This is a genomic window from Escherichia sp. E2661 (assembly GCF_004745185.1).
GTDB lineage: Bacteria > Pseudomonadota > Gammaproteobacteria > Enterobacterales > Enterobacteriaceae > Escherichia.
In genome coordinates this window covers 43,593-59,295 of sequence record NZ_PDIG01000014.1, presented here as the reverse complement: position 1 = coordinate 59,295, position 15,703 = coordinate 43,593, and the positions used below count along the sequence as shown (strand labels likewise).

12 protein-coding genes and 2 pseudogenes are annotated in these 15,703 nt (G+C 49.8%); 5 read left to right on the top strand and 9 right to left on the bottom strand.

From position 1 onward, the window contains the following. Nucleotides 1-26: 26 nt before the first annotated feature. The 7 genes and pseudogenes from CRI63_RS07425 to CRI63_RS07395 all read right to left on the bottom strand — a co-directional run bounded on the left by CRI63_RS07425 (nt 27) and on the right by CRI63_RS07395 (nt 7,928). Nucleotides 27-1,328, bottom strand: coding sequence for a TRAP transporter large permease (locus tag CRI63_RS07425; protein WP_130216703.1), 1,302 nt, complete (start codon nt 1,326-1,328; stop codon nt 27-29). Between the two features lie 42 nt (nt 1,329-1,370). Then, on the bottom strand, nt 1,371-1,847 hold the full coding sequence (locus CRI63_RS07420) for a TRAP transporter small permease (protein WP_135519077.1): 477 nt from the start codon (nt 1,845-1,847) through the stop codon (nt 1,371-1,373). A 20-nt stretch (nt 1,848-1,867) separates the two neighbouring features. Then, complete coding sequence (locus tag CRI63_RS07415; RefSeq protein ID WP_135519075.1) at nt 1,868-3,949, bottom strand: FAD-binding protein; 2,082 nt, start codon at nt 3,947-3,949, stop codon at nt 1,868-1,870. Continuing rightward, nucleotides 3,946-5,487 carry a CoA-transferase gene (locus CRI63_RS07410; protein ID WP_135519073.1) on the bottom strand — a complete coding sequence of 514 codons (1,542 nt, stop codon included), beginning with the start codon at nt 5,485-5,487 and terminating at the stop codon, nt 3,946-3,948. The genes CRI63_RS07415 and CRI63_RS07410 overlap by 4 nt, the downstream gene beginning before the upstream one ends. Nucleotides 5,488-5,496: 9 nt before the next feature. Further along, a pseudogene (locus CRI63_RS07405) lies at nt 5,497-6,274 on the bottom strand (enoyl-CoA hydratase/isomerase family protein). A gap of 9 nt (nt 6,275-6,283) precedes the next feature. After that, complete coding sequence (locus CRI63_RS07400) at nt 6,284-7,126, bottom strand: sugar phosphate isomerase/epimerase family protein (protein WP_130221759.1); 843 nt, start codon at nt 7,124-7,126, stop codon at nt 6,284-6,286. Nucleotides 7,127-7,135: 9 nt separating this feature from the next. After that, nucleotides 7,136-7,928, bottom strand: a pseudogene (locus tag CRI63_RS07395) (3-ketoacyl-ACP reductase). 211 nt (nt 7,929-8,139) lie between these two features. Between CRI63_RS07395 and CRI63_RS07390 the strand changes: the two are divergent. Beyond that, a complete protein-coding gene (locus tag CRI63_RS07390; protein WP_130216693.1) occupies nt 8,140-8,787 on the top strand; it encodes a TetR/AcrR family transcriptional regulator in 648 nt (215 codons plus the stop codon). Here CRI63_RS07390 and ytfB read toward each other — a convergent pair. Further along, complete coding sequence (gene ytfB, locus CRI63_RS07385) at nt 8,771-9,409, bottom strand: cell division protein YtfB (RefSeq protein WP_130216691.1); 639 nt, start codon at nt 9,407-9,409, stop codon at nt 8,771-8,773. The genes CRI63_RS07390 and ytfB overlap by 17 nt on opposite strands. A gap of 217 nt (nt 9,410-9,626) precedes the next feature. Here ytfB and fklB point away from each other — a divergent pair, with 217 nt between their 5' ends. The 4 genes from fklB (at nt 9,627) to CRI63_RS07365 (ending at nt 14,911) form a co-directional block, all read left to right on the top strand. After that, on the top strand, nt 9,627-10,247 hold the full coding sequence (gene fklB / locus CRI63_RS07380) for an FKBP-type peptidyl-prolyl cis-trans isomerase (protein ID WP_064525832.1): 621 nt from the start codon (nt 9,627-9,629) through the stop codon (nt 10,245-10,247). A gap of 303 nt (nt 10,248-10,550) precedes the next feature. Continuing rightward, on the top strand, nt 10,551-11,954 hold the full coding sequence (gene cycA / locus CRI63_RS07375; protein WP_130216689.1) for a D-serine/D-alanine/glycine transporter: 1,404 nt from the start codon (nt 10,551-10,553) through the stop codon (nt 11,952-11,954). 266 nt (nt 11,955-12,220) lie between these two features. Beyond that, on the top strand, nt 12,221-13,384 hold the full coding sequence (locus tag CRI63_RS07370; RefSeq protein ID WP_135519070.1) for a hypothetical protein: 1,164 nt from the start codon (nt 12,221-12,223) through the stop codon (nt 13,382-13,384). Between the two features lie 33 nt (nt 13,385-13,417). Next, nucleotides 13,418-14,911 (top strand): hypothetical protein, encoded by a 1,494-nt coding sequence (locus CRI63_RS07365; protein WP_135519067.1) that lies wholly within the window; start codon nt 13,418-13,420, stop codon nt 14,909-14,911. Between the two features lie 52 nt (nt 14,912-14,963). On the opposite strand, the gene ytfE is transcribed toward CRI63_RS07365, so the two are convergent. Next, a complete protein-coding gene (ytfE, locus tag CRI63_RS07360) occupies nt 14,964-15,626 on the bottom strand; it encodes an iron-sulfur cluster repair protein YtfE (protein WP_000331451.1) in 663 nt (220 codons plus the stop codon). Between the last annotated feature and the right edge of the window lie 77 nt (nt 15,627-15,703).

Below are 15,703 nucleotides of genomic sequence, written 5' to 3'. Positions count from 1 at the left end.
CGGCAGGTGCCGCCAGTGAATGCATATCAGTAGCCCAGTGCTCTTGGCAATGCCATACTGATTTGCGGAATATAGGTCACCATTGCCAGCACCAATACCATCACGGCATAGAATGGCAGCATAGGTTTGATAATTTTATTAATCGGTAATTTAGATACACTACAACCGACAAATAACACACTGCCTACAGGCGGAGTACAAATACCGATACACATGTTCAGTACCATGACAATACCAAAGTGAATCGGGTCCATGCCCAGTTCGGTGACAACCGGTAAAAATATCGGGGTGAAAATCAGTACCGCTGGCGTCATATCCATAAATGTGCCAATGATCAACAAGATAATATTGATAATAAGCAGGATTACTATTGGATTATCAGAAATGGTATTGAGCAAATCGAGGATCAGGAAGGGGACGTCAGCGTTGGACATAGCCCATGACATGCCCATTGAAGAGCCGATCAATAACAAAACAATTGCTGTGGTAATCACTGATTCCAGAAATATTTTAGGTAAATCCTTAACTGATATTTCACGATAGAGAACCAGCGCGAGGAAAAGAGTATAAATTACCGCAATTGCCGAAGCTTCGGTTGGGGTAAAAATACCGCTTAGTACGCCACCCATAATTAACACAATCAGGAAAATGCTGGGGATCGCCATCCATATAGCCACTCCAGCCTGGCGCAAAGTCGGACGTTCTGGTTTTGGATAACCGCGACGTACCGCGATAATACCGGCGACGACCATCAGCGCCAGGCCCAGTAAAATTCCCGGAACATACCCTGCCAGGAACAGTGCAGCAATAGACGTACCGCCGCTGACCAGTGAATAGACGATCAACGTATTGCTTGGTGGAATAAGTAAACCAGTAGGAGCAGAAGCAACGTTAACCGCAGTGCTGAATGCCGGGTCGTAGCCTTCTTTAACCTGTTGCGGATGCATGACACCGCCCATCGCCGCCGCCGAAGCAACAGCCGAACCAGAAATTGCCCCGAACAGCATATTGGCAAGAATATTACAGTGAGCAAGTGAGCCTGGCAGACGACCGCCAAGAATTCGGGCAAAGTTAATTAGCCTTCGCGCTATTCCTCCGTGATTCATAATGTTGCCAGACAAGATAAAAAATGGGATTGCCAACAACGTAAAACTATCTAACCCGGAGGCTAACTTTTGGGAAACCACACTCAATGCTGAGTTGAAATCGAGTTGTGTGGAAATTGATGCCAGTGTCGATAAACCAATGGCATAAACAATAGGTACACCTAATGCCAACATAAAAAAGAAGGCACCAAATAACACAATAATAGGTAACCAGTAATCCATAATTTCTCCATTCCTACTATGGTTGGTTGTTGTTTGTTATCTTTAGAGTGGTTGTTTAAGTTCGGTTAAAACCATATCTATGGTGTATATGATAATAAGTACACCACTAATCGGGATGCTCATATAGATATATCCCATCTGCCAGCCTAAAGCGGGTGAGGTTTGACCTGAATCGAATGTGTCCATCGTTAATTGCCCACCACCATATACCATAATGATGGTAGCGAAGATAATAACGATAATCTGAATACACAAAAATAAATGACGTCGGGCTTTTCCTTTCAGCATCATAGGTAGCAGGTCAATCGCCAGATGCCGGTTTTGCCCTGCGGTGTACGCACCACCAAAAAGTCCAAGACAAATAAAGAGCAAACGGCTGAGTTCATCTGTAAAAATACTGGGACTATTAAATATAAATCGTGCAGCCACCTGCCATGTCACACATGCCACAATGATCGCCAAAATGGTAATATTCAATGTTGCAAGCAGAGCATTAATAGATCTAATTATATTTCGCATAGTGATTAACCTTTGCAATATCATTCATCCTGTGGCTGGTAAATTGTCCCATTAAGAAAGTCAGGCCAATTTTTTTCAAACCAGATGCTGTGGATAATGGGAAACTCACGAACAGTAGTATTTCTGACTTGAAATGCACCGTTGCAATAATGAATGAGTAACTTATTCTTTTTATCCTCTATACGCTCTGAACGAAAGCGCCATGCATCACAAAAACCATTTCGTGTTTGTGGGATAGAATTACCGGCTTCATCCATAACCATCCGCGCCCCGCGACTACCGCCACCTGCATCAATATAATGCGTCAACTGTGTCAATACCGCGGCAGAGGTCAGTGCCATATGCCGCCACATAAATAGCTCGGCAATTTCGCCTACGTGGTTGATGGTCAAACCGTGTTGCTGCACAAATTCACTCAACAGCAGGGCGTCACGGGTGGCGTGGCGAACTTTATCGGCATGACAAATAAATCCAGCGTAATCAGACATTCGTGCCTGGATTTTTTCTTTCGCCGTTGTCAGCGTCATTCCGTTCTCGTTTGCCAGCGCCTGAGTGATGATCTCTCTGACAGTAGACAACGGCGAGGCTGCCAGCTTTGCAATATCTCCATTAACAGACCGCTTTTGGGAGCAACCAATAAAACGCGCCAGGCGCACGGCAAAAACCTGTCCGGCATTCAGTGCCGCGCCGCCAGGCCGGGTAACGCCGTGAGTTCCGGCAACTTCTCCCACCGCGAAGCAACCGGGCAGGGAGGTTTGCCCCCAGATATCCACTTCTATACCGCCATTCATATGCTGATTATTCATGGCAAACTGCAGAGGCTGCGCGGTGAGATCGTAACCGTGCATCTTATACAGCGAGATAGACAGCGGATTCATTCGTTGCAGGCGTTCGATGGGCGATTGCGCCAGGGCGCCATTATTTTCCAGATACGCATGAACGTCGGCATCCAGCCGCTCTAATGAGAACGGCAAATCACCAGGTACGGCTTCAGGATTGCGATTGAAATCCATAAAAACCTGGCGACCACGTTGCTGTTCCTGCGCCACCGCCATATCCAGCAAGCTTGAACCAAAATCCATCACCCGCGTGGCATGGAACGGCCACTGATAGCCCTTACGGAAGATGTTTGAAGCCAGTTCCTGGGTAGTGCGATAGTAATCTGCAAGGAAGTTATACTCGTTGCCCTCAGCATCCACAGAATAGATATACGGGATCACCTGTACATAGGTGCCAGACAAATTCCACGGAAAGGTGCAGCGCGGCGTGCCAATACCAAACTGGCTTTCTGTCAGATTGGTTAGCGTCAAACCTTCTTCCAGTGCCAGTCCCAGCGAGCCGAAGCATTTATGTGGATAAACACTGTCGCGATAAAGTTCGCCCGGTCCGCCCGTTGCCAGTACCACATTGGGCGTAGTCACAATGGCCAGCCCCCAGGGGTTATGGGCGCGGGAACCGGTTGCGAGAATAGCCCCCGCAACGCGATCTTCGCCATTCTCTCCGCACTGATGCAGGAGCTTAATCACCGTTGCACTGGTCAACATTGGGATGGCGAGGCGCTGCACTTCCTCCAGCAATACTTTCACCATCAGGCGAGAAGTGCGCGGTCCACAGGAGGTTGCGCGTCCGGCTTCGTCATGGTCGGTTTGATAACGGAGAATTGCGCCATAGCGATCTTCCGGTAATTCCAGACCAAGATATTGCAGACCGCCGAGGGTATGCAGGGAACCGACCGCCTCGACATAAGCGGTGTCGTGATCCATTGCGCCGCCGCTCGCCAGTGCTTCCGCCAGTTTGGCGAAGTTGTCACCGTTGCCCGCAGTAGCGGCGGTAAACAGTGTCTGTTTATCGGAACCAGAGCATGCCGACGTTCCCATATATAACCCGGCGGTGGCGATCAGCACATTTTGCTGACGACGTTTTAGCTCTACTGCCGCACGTAATCCTGCTGCGCCGCTACCAACGACCAGCGCATCAACTTGCCAGATCGGGTAATCAACATCCTCAACGGTGACAATTGACGTTGGTTCTGCTGACACAAACCCCTTCGGGAAAGTGACGTGCGTCAGCGCATCGAGGATGGTGTCATCAAGCTGACTCATGCATCCTCCATTGGCGTAAACAGGCTGCTTTCCATCAGGCGCGGCTGATTGATAATCGGGCGGAAGGCCATGAACGGCAGAATGTCGCGCTCAATCTCCACACCCGGCGCGATCTCAATTAATTCAACGCCTTCTGCCGTTAACTGGAATACCGCGCGTTCGGTGATATACAGCACCTCCTGACCGCTTTGCTGTGCGTACGCGGCGCTAAAGGTAATTTTTTCCACCTGGGTAACCAGTTTAGGGATTTGACCTGACTGGGCGATATGCAAGCCATCTGGCGTTACATCGATCTTGCTGCCTTTGGCGTCAAACGTGCCGCAGAACACCACTTTACGGGCGTTTTGTGCAATTTCGAGGAAGCCGCCGGGGCCGATCAGATTGCCATTGAGATGCGAGACGTTGACGTTACCGTGCTGATCCATCTCTCCCATACCGAGGAAGGTGATATCGATGCCGCCGCCACTGTAGAACTCAAATTGATCGAGTGATGGAATAATGGCGTCGGCGTTACGGGCACAGCCGAAAAACGCATCATCCAGCATCATACCGTTATGCACGCCTTGCTCGACGCTTAGCCATAAACTTTGGTAAGGAACGCCTTCGCGCAGCGCAACCCCAGGAATGCCGCCGGGAATGCCAAAGCCAAAGTTGGTTGAAGCGCCAGCCACCAGTTCGCGAGCTGCCCGACGGGCAATCAGGCGACGTACCGGATGACTAACCAGTTCAATAGCGTCGTTAGAACTCAGACGGCGATGTTGGCCGCTAATGGTCAGGTCGTAACCGCCAAGATAGGTTTGCGGTTGTTCGCGGTGTTCAACGATGCCATCGACCAGAATCCCCGGAAGCTTGACTCTACGTGGTTCAAGCGCGCCTGCTTCCAGTACATCGCGCACCTGTACGAACACTTTGCCGCCGCTGTTGTGTGCTGCCAGCGCCATCGAATAGCTATCCATATCAATCGCTTCTTCTTCGAGGCTGACGTTGCCACGCGGATCGGCATAAGTGCCGCGCAAAATGGCATAGTCCACTTTGAAAGGGCGATAGCGGAGTTTGGTTTCACCATCAATTTCAATCAGTTCTACCAGATCATCGGTGGTGCAAGCGTTTGACTTCCCGCCGCCATTACGCGGATCAACAAACGATCCCAACCCTACGTGGGTAAAAAGTCCCGGACGTCCGGCGCCGATCTCCCGCAGCAGAGCCTGAATTACGCCGCCCGGGAAGCAGTAGGCTTCAATGGCATTGTTTTTCACCAGTTCCTGCATTTTGGGCGACCAGGTAAAGTGTCCGGCAATTATGCGTTTGAGCATTTCGGCATGAGCGAAGCGATTGGTACCTTTGCTGTCGCGATCGCCAATACCCAGCGAGTGGATTAATGTCAGATCGCGCGGGTGTCCGGTTTGCAGAAAACGAGCTTCAATGGCTGCCATAATATGGTCGGCTTCCACCATGCCGCCGCCGTTACCGCTAATGGCAATGGTTGCGCCGTCCTGAATTTGCGCCGCCAGTGCCTCGGCGGTTGTTATCTTACGCATACAATTTCCTTATTGATTGTGGAAGCTCACGCTACTTTTTTCGGCAAACGCGCGCGTCGCCTGCTGGCAATCCTGAGTAGCAGACATTAACCCTGCCAGTAACTGGTGCGAGTAATCGGCGTGTTTATTTTCCAGCGCCAGAATCAGCTGCTTAATATGCGCCAGCGCCACCGGCCCACATTTTTCCAGCTGCGCTAACTGATTCGCCATCCAGCTTTCTACCTGTTCTTTTTCCACCACTTCATCAATTAAATTCGCCGCCTGGGCTTCATGTGCCGTCAGACGTTTCCCCAGCATCAGCATCTGGCGACCGACCACCGGACCGACCTGATTAAGCACGCGTTCAATGCCCATCCAGCCAGGCACCATACCGAGCATCACTTCCGGGTTAGAGAATTTCGCGCTGGGGCGAGCAATACGAATATCGCAGCACAAAGCAAGTTCAATCCCACCGCCGATGGTATGACCGTTGAGATTCGCAACGGTTAATTGGGGTAAATTGCGCAGACGATTAAAAAACGTCATTACCGCGTTTAATCCATTTTCTGCCCATATCTAATGGCGAATAGGCTGACCACGATTTAATATCGCCGCCTGCACAAAAGAATTTATCGCCGGTAGCAGTTAATTCGACTAATCGTAATGTGGTGTCGTTTTCAATTTCATTTAAATAATGGTCGAGAGATTCAATCATCTCTTCGTTAATAGCATGACATTTATCTTCACGATTCAATGTCAGGCGGCAGGAAGCTGCCGCTCTGCTGAACAGAACGGGTTGGTCACTCATGATCATTCCTTAACAATAATGCGCGATGCGATCGACGCTAATATCCAACGTGCTGTTAATATCTTGCTGCCACCAGTAGGGGGAGAATATTTCCAGTTCAATAGCGCCATTAAATCCGGCGTTTTCAACCAGCCGACGGATTGACGGAATATTGATGACGCCATCTCCCGGCATTCCCCGATCATTGACCAGATCGGTGGTTGGTACTAACCAGTCGGAAACATGAAACGCGAGAATGCGTTTTCCGGCACGCAGGATTTGGCTGGCGAGCTCCGGATCCCACCAAACGTGGTAGACATCTACCGCGACGCCGAGGCCAAATTCGCCATCGGGATCGAGTTCATCACACCAGTCCAGCGCCTGGCGTAACGTGCACAAACAGGAACGATCGGCTGCGGTCATCGGGTGCAGCGGTTCCAGCGCAATCGGCACGCCGACCTCTTTCGAATGCGGTAGTAACTGGCGAATCCCTTGTTTCACCTGTTCCCGCGCCTCATACAGATCTTTTGTACCCGTTGGCAGTCCACCAACCACCTGCATATAACAGGCGGCGTTAAGCACGGCGGCGTCGTCCAGCGCCCGGCGGTTATCATCAATCGCCAGTTTGCGTTCCGCCAGCGTCGGTGCGGTGTAGTAAGTGCTACGGCACAAACCGGAAACGCTCATGTTACTGGCGGCGAGTTGGCGGGCGATCTGCTGGAGATCTTCGCCCTGCAATTCTCTGCGCCAGGGGGCGATTGCACCAATACCGCGCGCGGCGCAAGCGTCAATAATGGCGGGCAGCGGCGTTTTATAACCCAGCGTCGCGGTATTAATGCTGAATAAATCAGGGCGTTGTAACAGATCTCTCATGATTCAGCCTCAGAAGCGCGGCATACTTAAGCCGCCGTCGATGGCGACCGCCTGACCACAGGTGTAAATCAGTTTGCCTTCCGCCATCGCGCGGACAGTGGAGGCGATATCAGCCGGATAACCCCAACGTCCCCACGGCACCAGACCTTTGGCAATCAATTCGTCGTAATAGGCGGTTGCCGGAATGGTCATATCGGTTTTTATTAGGCCAGGGCGCACTTCATAAACGCCAATTTGTTCATTGCAAAGGCGAGCAGCAAACAGACGAGCAGCGGCAGAAACGGCGGTTTTGGCAATGGTGTATTCGCCGCGATTCATCGCCAGCATGATGGCGTTGATTGAACTGACAAAAATAATCGAGCGGTGCGGCAGCTCCGCTTCCGGCTTCGGCTGTGCGAGCAGACGTTTACTGAATGCCTGAGCGAGGAAGAACGGCGCGCGGGTATTGATGGCAATGTTTTGATCGAAGCTGTCTGGTTCGAGGTCGAGGAGGTCACCGCGTTTTTTCACTGAAATTCCTGCGTTATTGAGCAGGCAGTCCAGACGCCCCCACCTGGTTTTGCGCCGCGTCGAGCATCTCTTCATGCAGAGAGAGATCGCCAACATCGGCAGGGAAGCAAATGACTTCCACGCCTTCTGCCAAACATTCTTGTTGTGTGATATGCAGTTTTTCTACGCTGTCGGCATCGGGACGATCGTTAATCAGCAGGTTAAACCCGCCACGAGCAAGTTCCAGCGCACAACCCTTTCCAATACCACGTGCAGCGCCAGTGATGACAGCAACAGGACGAGTGGATTTCATAGGTTAATCCTCTTTTTCTGAATATTGTTTCCTTAAGTGATGGTTAGCTTGCGACTAGTCAGTAAAAAGATCAACCATCTGGTTGGTTGATCTGCGATAATGATCACAGGACATTTGATAACTCGATGAAAGACAATGTTTTGCCTTTTTGCTGTCGCTGAGATCAAATACGGTTATGATAGCCATCACGAAGAAGACGTGGGGAAGCGTTATGTATCTTGATACCAGCAACGTACAAAGCCTGAAGGAAAAGCTGCTGTTATGCGCGGTTAATGAATTTGCCGAATATGGTTACGAAGGCGCCAGGGTCGATAATATTGTTAAGGCTGCGGGGTGTAGTAAGCAGACGGTTTATCACCACTTTGGAAATAAAGAAAATTTATTTATCGAAGTGCTGGAATATACCTGGAACGATATTCGACAAAAAGAAAAGGCCCTTGATTTCTCAGGTCTTCCGCCACAAAAAGCGATTGAAAAAATCATTGATTTTACTTGGGACTATTATGTTTCAAACCCTTGGTTTTTAAAAATTGTACATAGTGAAAACCAAAGTAAAGGCGTGCATTATGCAAAATCACAACGTCTCTTAGAAATTAACCATGCGCATTTGCAGTTAATGGAATCTTTATTGGATGAAGGGAAGAAACTCAATATATTTAAGCCAGATATCGACCCGTTGCAGGTGAATATTAATATTGCTGCGCTTGGGGGATATTATTTGATCAACCAGCATACGCTTGGTCTGGTTTATCACATCAGTATGGTTTCACCGCAGGCACTGGAAGCCAGACGTAAGGTCATCAAAGATACGATCCTTAGCTGGCTTCTGGTTGAACGGTCATCTACCGCGCGCGAATAAAACTGCCATCCGGCTGGCGGGTAAACAAGACTTGTTGATTATTCCCCGTATCAATGGTTAAGCCCGTCACCACGCCGCTGGCGTTCTGGCGGATTTTCACCATCTGCCCATTTTGCAAATTACTTAATGGTTTACCTGCGCCTTCTACCTGTGCCATTGCGTATACATCGGTAGGAGGCAGACCGTGGTCGCGGAACAGTTGTGCCATCGTTTTGCCGGCTTCGACACGATAAGAGCGCCATTGATTGTCAATGCCGCTATCTGGCTGGAAAGGTTGCGTTTGCGTAGCTTGCGGCGGCTCTTCCGGTTGACCTTCCTGTATTGGTTCTGGAGCGACCGGGGCAACTTGATCCGGATCGTTTTGCGGCGTAACTAGCTGCGCCCGAAGTTGTTCTTCTGTCGGCGGCTGAGATTGCGACTGAATATCCAGCTGCGCTTCACGCGTCACGACGGGGGAGTCGGGCGCATCCTCAGACGGAAGCAGAAAACCGACCACCAAAATAATGGCGGCAATAATAATCCCCCGACGATGCATCGGAGGTAGCGGATCCATGAAGCGAAAGTTGTCCGGCGCGTGCCAGACCTTCTCCAGGGTTGGTTTTAGTTCAAAGCGCCCGGGCATGGTTTCCTCCTGCTCCGCGTCTTGTTCCTCAATCATAGCCTATGAATAAGCTAACGCTATGATGTCCGTGGTAAACCCGCCTTTATTATATTCATACGGGATATTGCTATTGTTTCTTTTTCCCCGGGATTTGTCATCACTCTCGCGACAAAGTTTTACCCAAGGAAGTGTGGCTGATATGCTGCCCGTTACTTTATACCCTGAGGAAGGAAATACGATGACCACCCCAACTTTTGACACCATCGAAGCGCAAGCAAGCTACGGCATTGGTTTGCAGGTAGGGCAACAACTGAGTGAATCTGGTCTGGAAGGGCTGCTGCCAGAAGCGCTGGTTGCAGGTATTGCCGACGCGCTGGAAGGCAAACATCCGGCAGTTCCGGTTGATGTGGTGCACCGCGCGTTGCGTGAAATCCATGAACGTGCCGATGCTGTTCGTCGTCAGCGTTTCCAGTCGATGGCTGCTGAAGGTGTGAAATATCTTGAAGAAAACGCTAAAAAAGAAGGCGTGAACAGCACCGAATCCGGCCTGCAATTCCGCGTGATCAACCAGGGCGAAGGCGCAATTCCTGCCCGTACCGACCGCGTCCGCGTTCATTACACCGGTAAATTGATCGACGGCACTGTATTTGACAGCTCTGTTGCCCGTGGCGAACCGGCTGAATTCCCGGTGAACGGCGTGATTCCTGGCTGGATTGAAGCACTGACTCTGATGCCAGTAGGTTCTAAGTGGGAACTGACTATCCCGCAGGAACTGGCCTATGGCGAGCGCGGCGCTGGCGCGTCCATCCCTCCGTTCAGCACCCTGGTGTTTGAAGTCGAGCTGCTGGAAATCCTCTAAGCAGCGTATTCTGTTCCCCTCGAGCCAGGAGGGGAGCAGGCATTTAGCAATAAACCCTTCAGTTTGCCAATCGGCGATATTTTGTGTTGCAAACGCTCCGTAAGCGTGTATTTTTGTGAGCTGTTTCGCGTTATCACCGTGATATGACACTCACTTTAAACATAAAATTAACATTAGATCTAAATCTTAGTATTCATCCCACGTATTGTTTCCTAATATCGATGAGTCCCGATACAGATTCGTCGTATCATAGACTGACTAAAGGCCGCAGAGCCTGAACAACACAGACAGGAAGAAAAAAACATGGTAGATCAGGTAAAAGTCGTTGCCGATGATCAGGCTCCGGCTGAACAGTCGCTACGGCGCAATCTCACAAACCGGCATATTCAGCTTATTGCCATTGGCGGCGCCATTGGTACGGGGTTGTTTATGGGATCCGGTAAAACAATCAGTCTTGCCGGGCCGTCGATCATTTTCGTTTATATGATCATCGGTTTTATGCTCTTTTTCGTGATGCGGGCAATGGGGGAATTGCTGCTTTCGAATCTGGAATACAAATCTTTTAGTGACTTCGCTTCCGATTTATTAGGGCCGTGGGCAGGATATTTCACTGGCTGGACTTATTGGTTCTGCTGGGTGGTTACCGGTATGGCGGATGTTGTCGCTATTACCGCTTACGCGCAGTTCTGGTTTCCAGGGCTATCTGACTGGGTCGCCTCGCTGGCGGTGATAGTGCTGTTGCTGACCCTGAACCTCGCCACCGTGAAAATGTTCGGTGAGATGGAGTTCTGGTTTGCGATGATCAAAATCGTCGCCATTGTGTCGCTGATTGTCGTCGGCCTGGTCATGGTGGCGATGCACTTTCAGTCACCGACCGGTGTGGAAGCGTCATTTGCGCATTTGTGGAATGACGGCGGCTGGTTCCCGAAAGGCTTAAGCGGCTTCTTTGCCGGATTCCAGATAGCGGTTTTCGCTTTCGTGGGGATTGAGCTGGTAGGTACTACTGCTGCGGAAACCAAAGATCCAGAGAAATCACTGCCGCGTGCAATTAACTCTATTCCGATCCGCATCATTATGTTCTACGTCTTCGCGCTGATTGTAATTATGTCCGTGACGCCGTGGAGTTCGGTAGTCCCGGATAAAAGCCCGTTTGTTGAACTGTTCGTGTTGGTGGGGCTGCCTGCTGCTGCCAGCGTGATCAACTTTGTGGTGCTGACGTCTGCGGCTTCTTCTGCTAACAGTGGCGTCTTCTCTACTAGTCGCATGCTGTTTGGTCTGGCGCAGGAAGGTGTTGCGCCGAAAGCGTTCGCTAAACTCTCTAAACGTGCAGTCCCAGCGAAAGGGCTGACCTTCTCTTGTATCTGTCTGCTCGGCGGCGTGGTGATGTTGTACGTGAATCCTAGCGTGATTGGCGCGTTCACGATGATTACAACCGTTTCCGCGATTCTGTTTATGTTCGTCTGGACGATTATCCTTTGCTCGTACCTGGTGTATCGCAAACAGCGTCCGCACCTGCATGAGAAGTCAATCTACAAGATGCCGCTCGGCAAGCTGATGTGCTGGGTATGCATGGCATTCTTTGTGTTCGTCATCGTGCTGCTGACGCTGGAAGATGACACCCGCCAGGCGCTGCTGGTTACCCCACTGTGGTTTATCGCGCTGGGGCTGGGCTGGTTGTTTATTGGTAAAAAACGCATGGCGAAGTAATACCGCTAAGGCACCTGCGGGTGCCTTTCAGGCTGCAAAATTGCCTGATGCGCTACGCTTATCAGGCCTACAGAACCTCTGCAATATATTGAATTTGCGTGCTTTTGTAGGCCGGATAAGGCGTTTACGTCGCATCCGGCATGAACACAGCTCACTTTGTCAGCAATCTCCTTTGTCTTTATACATTCCTAAAAATACTTCCCGTCATCGACAGCTCTCAGGCGCGGGCTTACCGTGGATCTTTGCCACTCATTGCAGAGTTCACTATGGCTAAGCACAGTTGGTTATTAATCGCCGCATTACCTCTCTCCATTTCACCTTCCTGGGGCGCAGATTTTTATTACCGCCAGCAGGAGAAAAGCACGGTTTATGTTGCCGAACAGAAGGGAGAAAAAGATGAGATCCTCTCCGAACTGCCGGACGTTAATTTTTCCCGCCTCTGGCGTATTGCCAATTTAGCCAATAACCAAGAAACCCGCTTACTGTCCGATTTTAATCCCGATAAGTTCGATTGCGATGATGAGGGGGATTGCCAGCATACCTGGCTCACCGATGGACGCTCTGTTCTTTGGGCAGGCAAAGTCCTGAAAAATCCATCCGGTGAACCTAAAGTCGACGCCGCCAGTTTCCAGGCATTCGGTGCTTTCGCTGCTGATAAACGCAGTATCTATTTTGACGGTCAGCGTACCGATGATAATAGCGGTGATAAGCAGGTGGATATGTCAACGCTGGAAGAGACGGACATCTGGAATTTACTGCGTGATAAAAATAGCCTCTGGCATAAAGGTCGCTGGCTGGGCCATGCCGATGGATTTCAAATCATGCGGCATGATTCAGCTCTGCAATTTGTTGTGCTGACAAATTCGCAGGTGATTGTTAATGGCAAGCCGCTGCCTGCCGATCGCAAAACCTTTCAGATTAAACGTTGGATGCCTGGCGAACGGTTGGTTTATCGCGATAAAAGCGGTGAACATGACTATGAGCTGGAGGATATTGGTCACAGCTGTGCGTCATTTAAAATTGGTTTGAAGACTGTGTCCTGGCTTAAACAAGAAGCAACGCCAGCGGGGAGTGATTGTGTTTATGAAACGCTGGCGGGGGTAGAACCGGAAAAATTTACCTTATTAACCTGGTCGGTAGGCTATTACAAAGCTCAATTCTATAAGGTTAAAACCAATACATTAGGTGAAGGTGAACTGATAATGCCTAGGCCAGAGGATGTTTCTGAACTATTGGAGAGGGGAAGCATGGTAACTGGCTACATGTATATCACCACAGACGGGCAACTCTACAGTCACCAACTTGGTGGATTAACCACAATTGACGGAAAACACTACGAGCAAACTAAATGGCTGCGTTACAACCCCATTTCAGCAGAATGGTCAACGGTGAAGCAACCTCTGAGCGGTCTGAAACCCTTATTTAAATAACCTATTACACGCTAACAGCTTCAGGATGATGCTATGTTGCCAATTAAACCCGTTTGTCTCGCACTGGCTTTATTTTCAACCGCTTCAATAGCCTGCTCCGGCGTGCCTTATGCCGCTTTTTACTACCAGCCGTGGGGCCAGGGCACAAAATATATCGTTGAAGATAGTGACGGTTACGGTATCGATTTTCCGGATATTCATTTGCCGCAGGTGAAGTTCAAACAGTTACGCCGCGTAGCTGACGGCACTGATGGAAAATATGATTCACCTGATGATATCAATAATGATTTTGTGCGGGTGGCTCCCTTCTCTGGCTATCGCTCAAATGGCGGCTGGCGTTTCGACTGGTTGACTGATGGCCGCCATATTTTATGGGCTGGGAAAATAGTTCAGAACCCGCCGGGAATACCGAAAGTCGATGCCGCAACATTCCGCGCATGGGGGCGTTTTGCTGCCGATAAAGACAGCCTCTATTTTGATGGCGAACGCACGGATGATAATCACGGCGAAAAGCAGGTCGATATGGATTCGCTGCAACAGGTGGGAGGGAGGATGAATTCAATTGATTCCGCGGATGTGCTGAAAGATCGTCGCAATCTTTACTTTCAGGGGCGCTGGTTAGGTAGTGCGCAAGGGTATTCTATTCTTGACATTAAACCCTGGACACGTCGTCCCATTATTTATTCACCTAATAGCTGCGAAAGCAAAAGTAATCCGGGACCCTGGGATACAATCTGGCGGACTAAATCGCAGGTCTTTGTGAATGGAGATGCCATCAACGCCGATCCGGATACCTTTCATATTGTGCGCTGGATAGCCGGTTCACTGCTGATTTATCGCGATAAAGACGGGGAGAAACGTTATGCGTTCGGTAAAAATTGCCGGAGTACGTTTGACCTGCAGCGGGATAAAGTAACATGGTTGACGCGTGATGCTTCCCGGCACGCTAATGATTGCCGGGTTGCGACTATTCCTGATGTTGATCCGGAATATTTTCGCCCGCTGACGGAGAATGTGGCGCAATATAAAGATTCGCTCTATCTGGTGAAATATATATCTGCAGTCGAAAAAACGCTGTCGGTCATACATTTACCAGGCCCACAACAAGAATTACAGGAAGGTGCTAATGTTGTAGGGAACAAAGTTTATTTCATTGCGAGCGATGATGTGACTATTTTTGATATCAATGGGCAATGGCAGTGGTATAAAAGCTCCGATGGCACACCATTAAATTATTTAGCACATGACGATCGCTATACGTATTTTATTAATGGAGACACGGTTGAGCATTTTGAACTGAAAGGCCAATGGACCTGGTTTAAAGACGCTAATGGTCGATTATCAGATACCTTTGCTCATGATGACCATTATATTTATTACGTAGGCGATGGGCTGGTTCGTGATGCGAAGCGGCGTAATGAGACTCGACAACTCAATGCGGCGCATCTTGATAAAAATGGCAGTCTGCTTACCGTTGAAGGCAGATACACCAGTTACAACAATGAATTACTTCCATTGAATGACTGAATCACTTAATAATCAACGATCCTGCTCATGTCAGGATCGTTGATCGAACAAATCACTCACCCGCCAGCGCGCGCGGGAACAGCACATTGTTTTCCAGACTGATGTGCTCCATCAGGTCATCAATCAGTTCATTAATGCCGTTATACATCGCTTTCCAGGTGGTGCAGGCTTCCGGCGGCGGTGTGACGTTATTGGTGGTGTGTTTAATCACTTCCAGCAGTTCACCCGCTTCATCGTGCTCGCTTTCCATCACGCTGATTGGCCCCATTGCCTGGCTGCCCATGCCTTGTTTGATCATCGGGAAGAGGATCTGCTCTTCTTTCATCATGTGGCTGGAAAGCTCTTCATGCAGCATAGTCAGATATTTTGTCAGCCCTTTTGGAACGCTCGGTTTGTCGGCGTGAACGCGCTCTACTTTGGTAGCTTGCAGGATCAGCTCCGGCAGCTGCTCGCGGTGACGATCGTGGTAGCGCACGATGATATGGTCGATGATTTCCGCCAGTGGGGCGCTACGCCAGTCTTTCTCAATCGGTTGTTCAGCAAGCTTTGCCAGCTCGGCCTCAATGACGTCAACATCCAGCTCTTTACGTGCCGCCGCACGCGCCAGCGTTTGCTTACCGCCACAGCAGTAATCCATATCATATTTACGAAACAGAGCCGAAGCGCGAGGAATAGAGAGCGCCAGTTCACCTAAAGGTTGGTCGCGATAAGCCATAGCTGATACCTCATTCTTAATAATATAAGATGTATTTTAAATGCATCTTTAAGGCAAAAGCTATAACCCTTACGTAG

Coding starts and splice junctions, on each gene's coding strand:
- CRI63_RS07425 (WP_130216703.1), bottom strand. CDS start 1,328: ATGGATTACTGGTTACCTATTATTGTGTTATTTGGTGCCTTCTTTTTT.
- CRI63_RS07420 (WP_135519077.1), bottom strand. CDS start 1,847: ATGCGAAATATAATTAGATCTATTAATGCTCTGCTTGCAACATTGAAT.
- CRI63_RS07415 (WP_135519075.1), bottom strand. CDS start 3,949: ATGAGTCAGCTTGATGACACCATCCTCGATGCGCTGACGCACGTCACT.
- CRI63_RS07410 (WP_135519073.1), bottom strand. CDS start 5,487: ATGCGTAAGATAACAACCGCCGAGGCACTGGCGGCGCAAATTCAGGAC.
- CRI63_RS07400 (WP_130221759.1), bottom strand. CDS start 7,126: ATGAGAGATCTGTTACAACGCCCTGATTTATTCAGCATTAATACCGCG.
- CRI63_RS07390 (WP_130216693.1), top strand. CDS start 8,140: ATGTATCTTGATACCAGCAACGTACAAAGCCTGAAGGAAAAGCTGCTG.
- ytfB (WP_130216691.1), bottom strand. CDS start 9,409: ATGCCCGGGCGCTTTGAACTAAAACCAACCCTGGAGAAGGTCTGGCAC.
- fklB (WP_064525832.1), top strand. CDS start 9,627: ATGACCACCCCAACTTTTGACACCATCGAAGCGCAAGCAAGCTACGGC.
- cycA (WP_130216689.1), top strand. CDS start 10,551: ATGGTAGATCAGGTAAAAGTCGTTGCCGATGATCAGGCTCCGGCTGAA.
- CRI63_RS07370 (WP_135519070.1), top strand. CDS start 12,221: ATGGCTAAGCACAGTTGGTTATTAATCGCCGCATTACCTCTCTCCATT.
- CRI63_RS07365 (WP_135519067.1), top strand. CDS start 13,418: ATGTTGCCAATTAAACCCGTTTGTCTCGCACTGGCTTTATTTTCAACC.
- ytfE (WP_000331451.1), bottom strand. CDS start 15,626: ATGGCTTATCGCGACCAACCTTTAGGTGAACTGGCGCTCTCTATTCCT.